Raw genomic sequence first — 14,060 nt, 5'->3', positions numbered from 1 at the left:
TGGATCGCAGCCATAAGCTATCGACATGGACCTGAATTTCCGCCAGATCCGCGCCTTTGTCAGCGTGGCCCAGCTCGGCAGCTTCACCCGCGCCGCCACCGCGCTGCATTTGTCGCAGCCCGCGCTGACGGTGCAGATCCGCAAGCTCGAAGAGGCGCTGCACAGCCGGCTGCTGGACCGCAACAGCCGCTCGGTCGCCCTGACCCGCACCGGCCGCGAACTGCTGCCGCTGCTGCAGCGCATGCTGCAGGACATGGACGCGGTGGTGGCCGACACCCGTGAAGCCAGCGCCGGCCGGCGCGGCACGGTGCGAATCGCCGCGCTGCCCTCGTTTGCCGCCAGCCTGCTACCGGACGTGATCCTGGCCTGCCGCGCAGCGCAGCCCGGCATTGCGTTTGTGGTGCGGGACGCCGTGGCCAGCCAGGTGATGCAGCTGGTGCGCGACGAACAGGTCGACCTCGGCCTGACCGGTGGCGCGGTGGACGCCGCCGAGTTCGACACGCTGCACCAGTGGGCCGACCGGCTGTGCCTGGTCTGCCCGGCGGACCATCCATTGGCCGCCCGGCGCCAACTGCGACTGGCGCATTTCGCCGATCAACCGCTGGTGTTGACGGACCCGTCGACCAGCGTGCGCGCATTGGTGGACGCAGCCTTCCGCCAGCTCGGCCGGCAGGCCATCGTCGCCTGCGAGACCACCTACATGATGACGGCCGTGGCCATGGTGCGCGCCGGCCTGGGGCTGACCATCCTGCCAGGCGCCGCGCGCGAACTGCGTGCCGAGCCGGGGTTGGTAGCGCGGCCGATCGCCGATGCGGCCTTTGTGCGCACCGTCAGCCTGATCAAGCGCCGCGGCCGCACGCTGCCGGCCGCGGGCCAGGACTTCCTGGCGGCCAGCATTGCCGCCACGCGCAAAACCTAGGCGGACTTGGCTTCGAGCAGCTTGACCAAGGTGTGCAGCACCCGGTTCACCGGCGTGGGCACGCCTCGCTCAGCGCCGCGGCGCACCACCAGGCCGTTGAGGTGGTCGATCTCGCTGGGCTTGCCGCGCATCAGGTCCTGCGCGGTGGAAGAGAACTGCCTGGGCATGGTCTCGGCAATGCGGCGCACGGCGGCCGGCACATCGCCCGGCACGCGCACGCCTTCAGCCTCGGCCACCGCCAGGCACTCGGCCACCACGTCGCCCATCACGTCGGCAACACCCGCGGCCTGCACCAGCACGCCATAGGGCTGGCGGCTGATGGCCGAGAGCGCGTTGTAGGCGCAGTTCAGGATCAGCTTGGCCCACAGCGCGCCCACCACATCGGGCGAGACCTCCGTCGGCACACCCGCGGCGATCAGCATCTGCGCCACCTCATCGCTGGAGACGGCCGCAGCGTTCGACGGTTCGATCACCAGCTCGCCGCGGCCGTGATGCTTCACATGCCCGGGCCCGGCCATCTCGGTGGCCACGTAGACCACCGCCGCGGCCACCGCCTGCGGCAAGCGCGTGCGCAGCCGTTCCGCGTTGTCCACGCCGTTCTGCAGCGTGAGCAGCAAGGCGCCAGGCGCCAGGTGCGGCCGCAGCAGGTCGCCTGCGCTTTCGGTGTCCGGCGACTTGACGCAGAACAGCACCAGCTCGGCCCCGGCCACCGCCGCAGGGTCGCTGCTGGCAGCCAGGCGAACGTGCTCGTCGAAGCCCTGCGCCTCCAGCCTCAAGCCGCCCCGCTCAATGGCCGCCACATGCACAGGCCGCGCGATCAGCACCACCTCGTGCCCGGCCCGCGCCAGCATGCCGCCGTAGTAGCACCCCACGGCGCCCGCGCCCATCACGGCGATCTTCATCGTCTTGTTCTCCTGATCATGCCGGAAGTATGGGCGATGACGGTCAAGCGCGAGGCCGATTGCAAGCGGCGCAGCTTGGGTACAGTCTTCAGCCAATTCCGCTCGCACTGTGCCATGCTCATCACCCTCGACACCCTGACCCGCTGGCTGGCCAGCCCGACCGAAACCGAGCGGCTGGAATTCAAGGAAGCCAAGCAGCAGTACGACACGGGCAAGCTGATGCGCTACGTGGTGGCGCTGGCCAACGAAGGTGGCGGCCATGTGGTGCTGGGTGTCAGTGATCGCCCTCCGCGCCGGGTGGTAGGCTCACAGGCCTTCGCCGATGCAGCGGCTCTGAACCAGTTCAAGGCCCGGGTGGTGGAGAAACTGCGACTGCGCCTGGAGGCGACAGAATTGCACCATCCCAATGGCCGGGTCTTGGTGTTCGAGGTGCCCGCGCGGTCACAAGGCCAACCGCTGGATTTTGAAGGCGCGTACCTGATGCGCGCCGGAGAGGATCTGGTGCCAATGACCCCAGATCAGTTGCGCCGCATTTTTTCCGAAGGGCAGAGAACCTGGCTGCAACAGCCCGCGCTCGAAGCCGCCAGTGCCGACACCGTGGTGGCCTTGCTGGACACACAGGGCTACTTCGACTTGCTCAAGCAACCGTATCCCACGACCCGCGATGGCGTGTTGGAAAAACTGAGTGGTGAGGGACTCATCGAGCCGTCACCACGGGAGGGCTGGACCATCACCCGATTGGCGGCCTTGCTGCTGGCCAAACGGCTGGACGCCTTCCCGCTGGAAGTGGCACGCAAGGCGATGCGGTTCGTGATCTACGAAGGCGCCAACAAGCTGCGCACACGTGAAGACATCCAGGACCAGAAGGGATATGCAGTGGGTTTTGACGGGCTGGTGGACTTTGTCCATGCCTCGGCACCGCAGAACCATTTCATCGAGCAAGTGCGGCGCGAAGAATTCAAGATGTTTCCCAAGCAGGCGTTGCGCGAACTGGTCGCCAATGCGCTGGTGCATCAGGATTTCGAGGTCAGTGGCGCCTCGGTGATGGTGGAGATGTACGCCGACCGGGTGGAGATCACGAACCCCGGCCTGCCGCCCATCGATGTGAAACGTTTCATCGACGAGTACAGGTCACGCAACGGCCAACTGGCGGACTTGATGCGAAGACTGGGCGTGTGTGAAGAAAAGGGCAGCGGCGTGGACAAGGTCGTGAGCGCGGCGGAGGTATTCCAGTTGCCAGCACCCGACTTTCGGGTGGGCGAACTGCGAACCACCGCAGTGCTGTTTGCGCACCTGGAGTTCGCCACGATGAGCAAGGCCGATCGCGTGCGCGCTTGCTACCAGCACTGCTGCCTGATGCACGTGAGCAATCAGCGAATGTCCAACCAGTCGCTGCGTGAGCGCTTTCGGCTGGGTGAGAACAAGGTGGCCACGGTTTCGCAGGTGATCGCCGCCACACGGGACGCCGGGCTGATCAAGGCGGATGACGTCGAGACCACGTCAACCCGCTACGCCCGCTACTTGCCGTACTGGGCCTGAAAATGACCTGTCGCCTTGCGTCAGTTTCAAGGCAACCCACAAGCACGCCTGACGATCGGACGAAATCGTCTCCAAATCAAGCGCTTGCCTCCTTGAACGCAAAACCGTTGAACTTGGCTGCAGCCTGAACAAAGCGCGGCTTTCTGCTTTAAAGGCCGGCACCTTGCCCGAGGTCAACAAGATGAAAAGTTCAATCGAATCAATGGCTTGCTTGTTTAATCGCTAAACCATGGAGCGCCAAGCTCACCGCGGCTTCAACTCCAGCCGCTTGATCTCCGGCACGATGACCAGGTAGGCGACGACGGTGACCAGGGCGTTCAAGCCGACGAAGACCAGCGCGCCGTTGAACGAACCGGTGTGGGCCAGGATGTAGCCGATGACGATGGGCGTGACGATGCCCGCGGCATTGCCGAACATGTTGAACACGCTGCCGGCCAGGCCGATGATTTCCTTCGGTGCGGTGTCGGAAACGACCGCCCAGCCCAGCGCGCCGATGCCCTTGCCGAAGAAGGCCAGTGCCATCAGGCCGACGACCAGCCACTCGTTGTCCACGTAGTTGCAGAAGATCATCGTGACCGACAGCAGCATGCCCAGCACGATGGGCGTCTTGCGGGCCACGGTGAGGCTGGCGCCGCGCTTGATCAGTCCGTCCGAGATCACGCCTCCGAGCACACCGCCGAGGAAGCCGCACAGCGCCGGCAGCGAGGCCATGAAGCCGGCCTTCAGGATGGACATGTGGCGCTGCTGCACCAGGTAGACCGGGAACCAGGTCAGGAAGAAGTAGGTCAGCACGTTGATCGAGAACTGGCCCAGGTAGATGCCCAGCATCATGCGGCTGCGCATCAGCTGGCCCAGGTTGGCCCAGGTGCGGCCGTCGCGCACGATGCCCGAGGGCATGGCCTGCGGGCCCAGGTTCAGCAAGCCACCGCCCTTGGCGATGTATTCGCGCTCGGCCTTGTTGGCGCGTGGGTGGTCGGCGGGGTTGTGCACCACCTTGAGCCACACACCGGCCAGCACGAAGCCGATCACGCCCATCCACAGGTAGACGTGGTGCCAGCCCATCCACTGGGTCAGGCCGGCCATCAGCGGCGTGAAGACCACCGCGGCGAAATACTGCGCCGAGTTGAAGATGGCCGAGGCGGTGCCGCGCTCTGCCGTGGGGAACCAGCTGGCACTCAGCTTGGCATTCGCCGGGAAGGCCGGTGACTCGGCCAGGCCGACCAGGAAGCGCAACGCGAACAGCAGCGTCACCGCGCCGAACACGCCGGCCACGGCGCCGGTGAAGGCCTGCAGCAGTGTGAACAGCGACCACAGCACGATGCTGGCTGCGTAGATCTTGCGCGCACCGTAGCGGTCCAGCAGCCAGCCGCCGGGCAGCTGCGCGGCCACGTAGGCCCAGCTGAAGGCCGAGAAGATGAAACCCAGCTGCACCGAATCGAAGCCGAACTCGGCCTTCATCGCCGGGCCGGTGATGGACAGCGTGGCCCGGTCGGCGTAGTTCACCGTGGTGACGATGAACAGCATCGCCAGGATCAGGTAACGGACCCGGGTGGGACGCGCGGCGGCCGAAGCTGCGCCGGCCGCAGGGGGCGCGGCAAATATGCTGTGTGTGCTCATGAAAACCTGAAGCTGAAGGGCAGGCGCGGCGCGGGCCAGGGGCGACAAGGTCCAGGGCGAGGTCGCAAGTTATATGACATCGTATGACTTATTCGCCGCCCAAGCCAAGCGGACCTGGGCCGCCCTGCCGACGAGTCGGCAAAGGGAAACCCCTGGAAACCAAGGGATTTCCCAGGGGTTGGCGAACGGATCGCACTCTAGACCCGGGGCTGCCAGCGCGTCATACGCGATCTCACGTAGACGCAAGACAGCCCAGGTTGTCAGACAACTTATCAGGCCACTCAGCGCCGGCCAGCCCTTAGCGCTGCACTTCGGCCTGGGCGCCTCCGTCCACGCTGATCGAATGCGTGTCGCGCGAGGCCTGCGCGGCAGCGTTGGCCGAGGCATTGGCCTGGCGGATGCTGCCGCTGGCGTTGGCATTGCCGGCCAGCGCGCGGCTGGTGCCGGTGGCGCTGCCGTTGGCCGCGGCAGTGGCCGGCGCTGGCGCGCTCTGCGGAGCCGCAGCCTGGCCCTTGGGCGCAGGGCTGGCAGTGCCGTCCGCGGTGGCTGGTTTCGCAGTGCCAGCGGCATCGGTGGCCGAACTCACGGCGTCGCGTGCGCGGCTGGCAGCGGGCAGCGGCGCGCCGTTGCGGCTGGCCTGAGCGTTCGCCTGCCCGGCCAGGTCGAGGCTGCGCGGCGCAAAGCCGCCATGGAAGCCCCCTCCCAGGCCACCGCCCACACCGCCCAGACCACCACCGCTGCCACCACCGCCGCCGCCGAGCAAGCCGGCATGCGCCGCCGGTGCCAGGCAGCAAGCCGACAGCAGCGCGATCGAGACGCGGGAAGCAAACTTGAATTGACGTGGCTTGAACATGATCTGCACTCCTTGACACTGTGAAGGGCCGGCGGTTTCCAACCCTTTCACCGAGCACAACGAGCACCGCGCCGGGCTTCTTCCGCAGGTGGTGGTAACGCTTTGTCAGCGCGACCGAGCGTGCACGCTTTCCGGCGCCACGCGCAGGGCTTCGCCCACCAGGCCGAAGCCGTAGACCGGGTCGCGGCCCGGTGCGCCGAGGTCCACTGCCTGGCGGGCCAGTTGCTGCAGCGCCGCCGCAGCCTCCTGCGGGCCGGGCTGCGCCAGGGTCTCGGCCAGCAGGCCGGCCACGACAGGCGCTGCGAACGAGGTGCCACGTGCCACCCCATAGCCGCCGCCCGGCCGGGCCACGGCCATCTCGCTGCCGGGTGCGGCGAACAGCACCTGCGGGCCTTGCGCGGCCTCGGGCAGCACCCGGCGCGCGGCACCGATGCCGGTCACGCCGACCACGCCGGGATACGCGGCCGGGTACAGCGGCGGCGCGGCCGGCCCGTCGTTGCCCACTGCGGCTACTACCAGGTGGCCCTTGCGCACCAGCGCCGCCACCGCCTGCGCCAGCAGCAGGTTGGCCGGGCCGACCAGGCTGACGTTGATCACCGCCACCCGCTCGCCGGCCAGCCAGGCGAGCGCCCGAGCCACCTCTTCGGCGCTGCCGCCTGCCGGCTGTTCGCAATAGACATCGGCCGCCAGCAGCGTGGCGCCGGGCAGCACCCCGGCGAAAACCGCGTCCCGCCCGACCAGCAGCGAAGCCACCGCGGTGCCATGCGCGCTGGGCCGCTCGGCGCCGCCGCAGCCCCAGCGCTGCAGCGCCAGCCCGGCCAGCGCGGCATGGCCGCTGTCCACGCCGCCATCCACCAGGCCGACGCGGCGCGGCGCCAGGCGCGGCGGTGCCGAAGCTGTTGCTGCCGGCTCGGCAGGCACCACTTCGCCGCCCGGCATGTAGAGGTGATTGAAGTCGACCGTGGCCGATGCATCCATGGCACGCAGCCGCGCCACGGCCTGCGCCGTGCCCAGCCCCGGCGGCGGCCGCAGCACCAGCTGGCGAATCTCCAGCTCGGCCAGCGTTTCCTCGCGCAGCAGCACAAAGCCTTCCGCCAGCGCCGCGGCCAGCAGCGCGGCCGGGGGCGACACCAGCAGCAGTTCCTGGCGGCGCACCGGCTGGCCCGCAGGATCGGCCTCGACCTGGTCCGCATGCCGGCGCAGCAGCTCGCGCACTGTCGCCAGCCGGCGGTCCTGCAGCGCGGCCAGCGTCTGCGGCAGCAGCTCCGGCGAGACCGTGGGCAGGCGGGGCAGCTCGCGCGGCAGCGAAGGCAGCGAAGGCAGGCGCAGCTGGGCGCTGGCCGGCATGGCCAGCGCCAGCGCGCCGCACAAGAGGAGAAGCGAGGGCACAGCTTTCATGGTCGTTGGCAGCATAACGAGCCAGGCATGGAAGAAAATCCCTGCGACACCCGTTGTCCCCAGCAGATGAGCCAAGCCTCCACCGATGTGCGACACCAGATCGCAGCCCTGCTGCCGCGCCTGCGGCGCTTTGGCCGCACGCTGGCGCGGCACCCGGCAGATGCGGACGACCTGGTGCAGATCGCCATCGAGAAGGCCTTGAACCGGATCGACCAGTGGGCGCCCGGCACGCGGCTGGACAGCTGGATGTTCAGGATCATGCAGAACGCGTGGATCGACGAAGTGCGGGCCCGCGAGCGCCGCGACCAGACCTTCCTGCCGGAAGAAGCCGGCGCCGAGGTGGGCGTGCAGGACTCGCAGCTGGACGCGCTGGCGGTGCGCAGGGCAGTGGCGCAGCTGGGCGACGAGCAGCGCGCCGCCGTTGGCATGGTGCTGGTCGAAGGCTTTTCGTACCAGGAGGCGGCCGAGCTGCTGGGCATTCCCATTGGCACGCTGACCAGCCGGCTGGCCCGGGCCCGCGAAGCGCTGCAGGCCTGGCTGGGCGAGCTGCCGAAAGAGATGACATGAACGACTGGCAGGACGACGAACTGATGGCGTTTGCCGACGGCGAACTCTCCGCCCGGCGCCGCCAGGCGCTGGCCGAGGCAATGGCCGGCGACGCCGCGCTGCGGGCCCGCGTGGAAACCTTCCAGGCCCAGCGCCAGCGCGTGGCCAAGGCCTTTGCGGCGGTGCTGGACGAACCGGTGCCGGACCGCCTCAGCGCCTTGCTGGCACCGCCGCCGGCCGCCGCGCCGCGGCTTGCAGCAGTCGTCGCACTGGATGCCATTCGCCAGCGCCGCGGGGGGCTGGGCTGGGCGGCCTGGGGCGGCATGGCGGCCAGCCTGGCGATTGGCCTGGTGTCAGGCGCCTTGTGGGCACACCGGGGTGGCGATGTGCCGCTGATGGCCGAGCAAGGCGGCCGGCTGCTGGCCCGCGGCGCGCTGGCGCAGGCGCTGGACACGCAACTCGCAAGCGACACGCCGGCCGGTGCGCGCGTGGCGCTGCAGCTCAGCTTCGTGGCGCAGGCCGGCGGCTACTGCCGCACCTTCGTGGCCGGAGCCACTGCAGGCCTGGCCTGCCGCTCGCCCGCAGGCTGGCAAGTGCAGGCCGCGGAGCAGGTGGACGCCAGCCAAGCCGCTGGCCTGCGCCAAGCGGCTTCAACGCTGCCGCCTGCGGTGCTGGCAGCGGTGGACCGGTACATCGCCGGCAATGCGCTGGACGCCACGCAGGAGCGCAGCGCACGCGACCGGGCCTGGCAGCGCTGAGACAGGCGTCAGTTCAGCAGTTCGATGTGCCCTCGCACCGGCTCCCAGCCGTCTGCGCGCGTGGCCACGCCCATGGTCGACCGGTCGTTGAAATTCAGCGCCATCGTCAGCGTGTAGCCGGCGGGCGAAGGCAGCGAAACCAGCTGGACTTCTTCGGCCAGCTCGAAGCAGCTGTAGGGCATGCGCAGGGAGGCCGGGTGGCCCGACAGGCCGAAGGTGCCGTCCTCGTGGAAACGAATTTCCTGGGACTCGCCCCGGATCGGGCCTTCGAGCCAGCGCAGCTTCAGCGTCCGGCCCTGCATGGCATCGGGCACGGCAGCACGGGTGACGGGGCGTTCGGCGAGGAGATTGGACATGGGATGACAGCGTCGGAAAGTGCGTTCTTGGATTGCCGTGCAGTAGACCGTCGGGCCCGCAAACAGCCCGTGAGTGAACGCCGCATGGCGCTGTAGGCGCAGGCCGACAAGCGCCGTGCCAACCGAAGTCAGCAAGTGCTGTTAACTTCCTGGCTTGCTGACCGTTCTGAAGCCCTCTCCCGAAGCCCCACCACGCTGACATGAGCATCCGCACCCGTCTCCTGTTGCTGGTCTTCGCCGTCTGGCTGCCGGCCGTCATCGGCTTTGGCCTGCTGGCGCGCACCACCTACCAGCGCGAGGAAGACAGCGCGCGCATGAACGTGCAGAACATCGGGCAAAGCCTGAACTTCGTTGCCGAGCGGGAGCTGGACAAGCGCGCGGTCATGGCCCGCACGCTGGCGGGCTCCAGCGCGCTGCACGACGGTGACCTGCGCCGCTTCCGCGAAGAAGCCGCGGTGGCCGTCGAGGGCAGCGGCAACTGGGCCTTCCTGGTCGACCGCGAGCGCGTGCTGCTGAACACCTTGCTGCCCGAGCTGGACCTGACGCCGCGCCCGCGGCCACCGGGCGCGCACTTCGTCACCGGCGAGCCGGAAGTATTCTTCGCCCAGCAGGCGCCATTGCTGAAGAAGCCGGTGCTGGGCGTGTTCGCGGCGCAGCGCGGCGTGCAGCCGCCGCAGTACAACGTCGGCGTGTCCTTCGAGCCGAGCGTGATGCAGGCCATCCTCGACGAGCACCGGTACCCCGAAGGCAGCGTCGCCTCCATCATCGACCAGGACCAGCACGTGATCGCCCGCAGCCGCGATCCGGAAAAGTGGCTGGGCCGGCAGGCCACCGGCGACATCCAGCGCCGTGCCCAGGCCGGCGAAGACGGCTTTGCCGAATCGACCACGCTGGACGGCGTGCCATCGCTGAGCTACCTCAGCAAGCCCAGCCGCTACCGCTGGGCGGTGATCATTGCGCTGCCGCGCACCGCGCTGACCCGGGCGGCACAGCGAGTCACGCTGCAGGCCATGGCGGCCTCCGGGCTGTTGCTGCTGATCGGTCTGGGCATGGCGATGTATGGCGCGCGCCGCATCAGCGCGCCGGTGCTGGCCCTGCGCGAAGCCGCCTCGCAGCTGGGCGAAGACGCGGTGCCGCCGCGCCTGAGCACCGGCGTCAGCGAGGCCGACCAGGTCAGCGCCGCGCTGCACGAAGCCGGCCTGCGCTCGCACGAGGCCACGCGCACGCTGGAGCAGCGCGTGGCCGAGGCCGTGCAGCAGGCCGGCGAGGCCCAGGCCCGGCTGCTGGACGGCCAGAAGCACGAGGCCATCGGCCGTCTCACCGGCGGACTGGCACATGACTTCAACAACCTGCTGCAGACCATCCAGATGGCCTTGCAGGTCATGGATCGCCAGGTCGGCGAAGGGTCGCAGCGCCGGGTGCTGCAAAGCGCGCTGCGGGCTACCGCGAAGGCGGCCGCCCTGGTCCGGCAGATGCTCACCTTCGGCCGCCGCCAGGCGCTGCAGCCGCAGTCGGTGGACCTGGGCGACTTCGTGCTGAAGACCCAGGAGCTGACCAGCAAGGCCGTCGGCGCACGGGTGCAGCTGTCGGCCCACATCGAGCCACGCCTGCCGGCACTGTTCGTCGACCCCACGCAGCTCGAACTGGCGCTGTTGAACCTGGTCTTCAATGCCCGCGACGCAATGCCGGACGGCGGCCACATCACCCTCACCGGCCGCCTGGCCGAGCCAGCCGAAACCGCCGGCCTGCAGACCGGCCGGCGCTACCTCTGCATCGAGGTGGCCGACGACGGCCCCGGCATGGACGCCGAAACCCAGGCCAAGGCCTTCGAGCCGTATTTCACGACCAAGCCGGTCGGCACAGGCAGTGGCCTGGGCCTGCCGCAGGTGCTGGCCCTGGCGCGCCAGTCCGGTGGCGACGCGCGGTTGCAGAGCAAGCCCGGCGAAGGCACCCGCGTCAGCCTCTACCTGCCGGCCAGCGAGCAGCGGGCAGAGGCACCGGCCGCCAGTGCCGGTGCGCCCCAGCCCAGCCGCCAGCTGCGGCTGCTGATGGTGGAAGACGACCCGCTGGTGGCCTCGGTGGTGCTGCCGGCCCTGCAGGGCGAGGGCCACAAGGTGACGCTGTGCAACAGCGCCGACGAAGCCTTGCAACGCCTGTTGCAGGGCCAACCCTTCGACGTGCTGTTCACCGACGTGGTGATGCCCGGCCGCATGAGCGGGCTGGACCTGGTGGCCTGGTGCCGCGAACACCTGCCTGCGCTGCCCACCGTGGTCGCCACCGGCTACTCGGCCCAGGCGCCCGACACCCATGCCCAGCTGCTGCGCAAGCCGTATGCGATCGACACCTTGCTGAGCGCCCTGCAGCAGGCGGCTGATGACAAGAAGACACCTCCCGCCGCCGAATGAACCCGCCCCATCTGCTGCGCTGCCGCTGCGGCACCGTCTCCGGCCTGCTCAGCCACGGCGAGCGGGCCAGCCGCTGCGTCTGCTACTGCAAGGACTGCCAGGCCTTCGCCCACTTCCTCGGCGAGCCGCAGCGCGTGCTGGACCCGCTGGACGGCAGCGAGGTGATCGCCACCTCGCCCGCCTGGCTGCGGTTCACCCAGGGCCGCGAAACGCTGGCCTGCATGTCGCTCACCGAAGGCGGCATGCTGCGCTGGTACACCCGCTGCTGCCGCACCGCCATCGGCAACACGCCGCGCAGCCACAAGTTCTCGTACATCGGCCTGCTGCACAGCTGCCTGCAGAGCGATCCGACGCACACGCTGGCGGCGTCCTTCGGCCCGCTGCGCATGCAGCTCAACCGGCAGAGCGCCAGGCAGACGCAAGGCCCTGTGCCGAGCGCAAGCGCCCTGTCCACCACCTGGGCCATGCTGCGCATCGCTCGCATGGTGGCCGGCGCGCGCATTGGCGGCAGCTACCTGCACACGCCCTTCTTCGACGTGCACAGCGGCACGCCACTGGCGCAGCGCCAGGTGCTCAGCAGCGCCGAATACGCGCGGCTGCAACAACGGGTCGGGCAGTCCTGAACCCGCCCGCTGGACTTCAGCGAAACAGCCCGCGGCGGCGGCGCGGCGTCGCCGTGCTCCAGGCAATCAGGGCCAGCAGCGCCACCTGCAGCGGCAGCCGGGCCGCCAGCAAGGCATAGGGCACGTCGAACTGCTCGGGCACCTGCAACATGTAGAAGTGCACCGGCGTGACCGCCAGCGTCAGCAGGAACAGGCCGATGCCCGCCGCCCGGCGGGTGCGCCGCCACAGCAGGCCGGCAGCGCCCAGCAGCTCGAACACCCCGCTGACCAGCACCGCGGCCATCGGCCACGGGATGTACGGCGGCACGATGCGCATCTCGGTTTCGAGCGCGGCGAAGTGCGCAATGCCGCCAATGAAGAACCACAGGAACACAAACACCAGGCCGGCAAGGCGCCAGCCCCCGAGCCGGGGCGCGGACATGGGAAGAGCAGATGACATCGAGCGATTGGACCTCAAGTGCCAGGGCCTGCCGAAGACAGCCCCACGAGGCCGCCGGAACGGACAGCGCACTGCTGCAGCCCGCATCCAGGCCCCCACCACCCCCCACCAGCACGAAGCCGCAAATTTATGTATGATTGTCATCATGCGAATTTCAAAAGCAAGCCAGCGAGCGGCGGCAAAAGAGGCAACACACGCGCGCATCGTCGCCGTGGCGGCGCGCGCGATCCGTCGCAGCGGCTACGACGGGGTCGGCGTGGCCGACATCATGAAAGAGGCCGGGCTGACGCACGGCGCGTTCTACGCGCACTTCGCTTCGCGCGAGGCCATGCTGGTGGAGGCCGCGCGCCAGGCCTGCGCCGAGTCGGCCTCGGCGGCAACAGGCGTGGCGGCCGGCGTGCCACCCGGGCAGGTGGTCGCCGCCATGCTGGACGCCTACCTCTCGAAGACGCATGCCGACCACGCAGAAACCGGCTGCCCGCTGGCCGCGCTGGGCTCCGAGACCGCGCGGCAGGCGCCGGAGGTGCGCCAGGTCACGACGCGCTACGTCAAGGAAATGGTCGACCTGCTGGCCCGCCAGTCGCCGGACTGGGGGCAGCCCCAGGCCCACGCGCAGGCGCTGGTCGCGATCTCCACGATGGTGGGCGCGCTGCTGCTGTCCCGCGCGGTCGATGACCCCGCGCTGGCCGATGGCCTGCGAAGCGCCGCGCTGAAGCACCTGACCGCCACCCACGATTGAAACGGCCACATGGAGCGCCGGCGCTTCGCTCGCCTTCTCACATGATGATCATCATCCCGATATCACAACCCCTCCCCACCCAAGCCTCGGACAGACCCACACCATGACAAAACACAGCAGGATTGCCCTTGTGACCGGCGCCTCGTCGGGCATCGGCCAGGCCACCGCCACGCAGCTCGCCCAGGCGGGGGGCTACAAGGTCTACGGCACCAGCCGCCGCAGCGCCCAGCCCGGCCAACATGCTTTCGAGATGCTGGCCCTGGACGTGACCCGCGATGCGTCGGTCGAAGCCGCCGTCCAGCAGCTGATGCAGCGCGAAGGCCGCCTCGATCTGCTGGTCAACAACGCCGGGTTTGGCGTGGCGCCCGCCGGAGCCGAGGAAAGCTCAATCGAGCAAGCCCAGGCCATTTTCGACACCAACTTCTTCGGCCTGGTGCGCATGACACGCGCGGTGCTGCCGCACATGCGCCGCCAGGGCGGCGGCCGCATCGTCAACATCGGCTCGGTGCTGGGCTTCCTGCCCATGCCCTACATGGCGCTGTACTCCGCCACCAAGCATGCGGTGGCCGGCTATTCCGAAGCGCTCGACCATGAGCTGCGCACGCAGGGCATTCGCGTCTCGGTGGTAGAACCTGCCTACATCAACACGCCGTTCGATGCCAACCTGATGCAGCCCGATGCGGTGCTGGACGTATACGGCATGGTGCGCGCCGGGGTCGAGAAGCGGGTCAAGGAAGTGCTCGTTGGTGCCGACGGCCCGGAGGTCGTCGCCGAAGTGGTGCTGCGGGCGGCCACCGCGGAGCACCCCAAACTCCACTACACACCCGGCCTGGCCAGCCGCATGCGCATGCTGCGCCGCTTCGCGCCTGCGAGCGTGCTGGACGCGGGCGTCCGCAAGGACCTGCGCCTCGAAGCCTGAGCCGCTCGTTGATCCACCACATTGCCCCGCGACGGGCCACCAGTTCG

14 protein-coding genes are annotated in these 14,060 nt (G+C 69.1%); 8 read left to right on the top strand and 6 right to left on the bottom strand.

Annotated features, from left to right (window positions below; translation table 11 throughout):
* Positions 1 to 25: 25 nt before the first annotated feature.
* Entirely contained in the window at positions 26 to 919 is an 894-nt protein-coding gene (locus AC3WR5_RS21305) for a LysR family transcriptional regulator (RefSeq protein WP_492486965.1), read from the top strand.
* On the opposite strand, the gene AC3WR5_RS21300 is transcribed toward AC3WR5_RS21305, so the two are convergent.
* Positions 916 to 1,821: a ketopantoate reductase family protein gene (locus AC3WR5_RS21300; RefSeq protein ID WP_492486963.1), complete on the bottom strand. Its 906-nt coding sequence runs from the start codon at positions 1,819 to 1,821 to the stop codon at positions 916 to 918. The genes AC3WR5_RS21305 and AC3WR5_RS21300 overlap by 4 nt on opposite strands.
* A gap of 36 nt (positions 1,822 to 1,857) precedes the next feature.
* Between AC3WR5_RS21300 and AC3WR5_RS21295 the strand changes: the two genes are divergently transcribed.
* A complete protein-coding gene (locus AC3WR5_RS21295) occupies positions 1,858 to 3,360 on the top strand; it encodes an ATP-binding protein (protein ID WP_492486961.1) in 1,503 nt (500 codons plus the stop codon).
* A gap of 243 nt (positions 3,361 to 3,603) precedes the next feature.
* Here AC3WR5_RS21295 and AC3WR5_RS21290 read toward each other — a convergent pair whose 3' ends face one another.
* The 3 genes from AC3WR5_RS21290 to AC3WR5_RS21280 form a co-directional block, all read right to left on the bottom strand.
* Positions 3,604 to 4,977, bottom strand: a complete 1,374-nt coding sequence (locus AC3WR5_RS21290) for an MFS transporter (RefSeq protein ID WP_492486959.1) — start codon at positions 4,975 to 4,977, stop codon at positions 3,604 to 3,606.
* A gap of 298 nt (positions 4,978 to 5,275) precedes the next feature.
* On the bottom strand, positions 5,276 to 5,830 hold the full coding sequence (locus AC3WR5_RS21285) for a hypothetical protein (protein WP_492486958.1): 555 nt from the start codon (positions 5,828 to 5,830) through the stop codon (positions 5,276 to 5,278).
* 105 nt (positions 5,831 to 5,935) lie between these two features.
* On the bottom strand, positions 5,936 to 7,228 hold the full coding sequence (locus tag AC3WR5_RS21280; protein WP_492486957.1) for a S8 family serine peptidase: 1,293 nt from the start codon (positions 7,226 to 7,228) through the stop codon (positions 5,936 to 5,938).
* 66 nt (positions 7,229 to 7,294) lie between these two features.
* Here AC3WR5_RS21280 and AC3WR5_RS21275 point away from each other — a divergent pair, with 66 nt between their 5' ends.
* Positions 7,295 to 7,795, top strand: coding sequence for a sigma-70 family RNA polymerase sigma factor (locus AC3WR5_RS21275; RefSeq protein ID WP_492486956.1), 501 nt, complete (start codon positions 7,295 to 7,297; stop codon positions 7,793 to 7,795).
* Positions 7,792 to 8,532 (top strand): anti-sigma factor family protein, encoded by a 741-nt coding sequence (locus tag AC3WR5_RS21270; RefSeq protein ID WP_492486954.1) that lies wholly within the window; start codon positions 7,792 to 7,794, stop codon positions 8,530 to 8,532. Before AC3WR5_RS21275 ends, AC3WR5_RS21270 begins: the two co-directional genes overlap by 4 nt.
* Positions 8,533 to 8,540: 8 nt before the next feature.
* Here AC3WR5_RS21270 and AC3WR5_RS21265 read toward each other — a convergent pair whose 3' ends face one another.
* Positions 8,541 to 8,888 (bottom strand): hypothetical protein, encoded by a 348-nt coding sequence (locus AC3WR5_RS21265; RefSeq protein WP_141291884.1) that lies wholly within the window; start codon positions 8,886 to 8,888, stop codon positions 8,541 to 8,543.
* Between the two features lie 200 nt (positions 8,889 to 9,088).
* Here AC3WR5_RS21265 and AC3WR5_RS21260 point away from each other — a divergent pair, with 200 nt between their 5' ends.
* Entirely contained in the window at positions 9,089 to 11,293 is a 2,205-nt protein-coding gene (locus tag AC3WR5_RS21260; RefSeq protein WP_492486952.1) for an ATP-binding protein, read from the top strand.
* Positions 11,290 to 11,916 carry a DUF6151 family protein gene (locus AC3WR5_RS21255; protein WP_492486950.1) on the top strand — a complete coding sequence of 209 codons (627 nt, stop codon included), beginning with the start codon at positions 11,290 to 11,292 and terminating at the stop codon, positions 11,914 to 11,916. The genes AC3WR5_RS21260 and AC3WR5_RS21255 overlap by 4 nt, the downstream gene beginning before the upstream one ends.
* A 16-nt stretch (positions 11,917 to 11,932) precedes the next feature.
* On the opposite strand, the gene AC3WR5_RS21250 is transcribed toward AC3WR5_RS21255, so the two are convergent.
* Positions 11,933 to 12,337: a DoxX family protein gene (locus AC3WR5_RS21250; RefSeq protein ID WP_141291028.1), complete on the bottom strand. Its 405-nt coding sequence runs from the start codon at positions 12,335 to 12,337 to the stop codon at positions 11,933 to 11,935.
* A gap of 151 nt (positions 12,338 to 12,488) precedes the next feature.
* Here AC3WR5_RS21250 and AC3WR5_RS21245 point away from each other — a divergent pair, with 151 nt between their 5' ends.
* Together AC3WR5_RS21245 and AC3WR5_RS21240 are read left to right on the top strand one after the other, a co-directional pair.
* On the top strand, positions 12,489 to 13,094 hold the full coding sequence (locus tag AC3WR5_RS21245; RefSeq protein WP_492486948.1) for a TetR/AcrR family transcriptional regulator: 606 nt from the start codon (positions 12,489 to 12,491) through the stop codon (positions 13,092 to 13,094).
* 103 nt (positions 13,095 to 13,197) lie between these two features.
* Complete coding sequence (locus AC3WR5_RS21240) at positions 13,198 to 14,013, top strand: oxidoreductase (protein ID WP_492486947.1); 816 nt, start codon at positions 13,198 to 13,200, stop codon at positions 14,011 to 14,013.
* The last annotated feature ends 47 nt before the right edge of the window (positions 14,014 to 14,060 follow it).

This window comes from Ideonella sp. FW305-24, from assembly GCF_058788035.1.
Note: the sequence above shows the minus strand (reverse complement) of the source record. Positions and strands in the feature narration are given on the sequence as shown.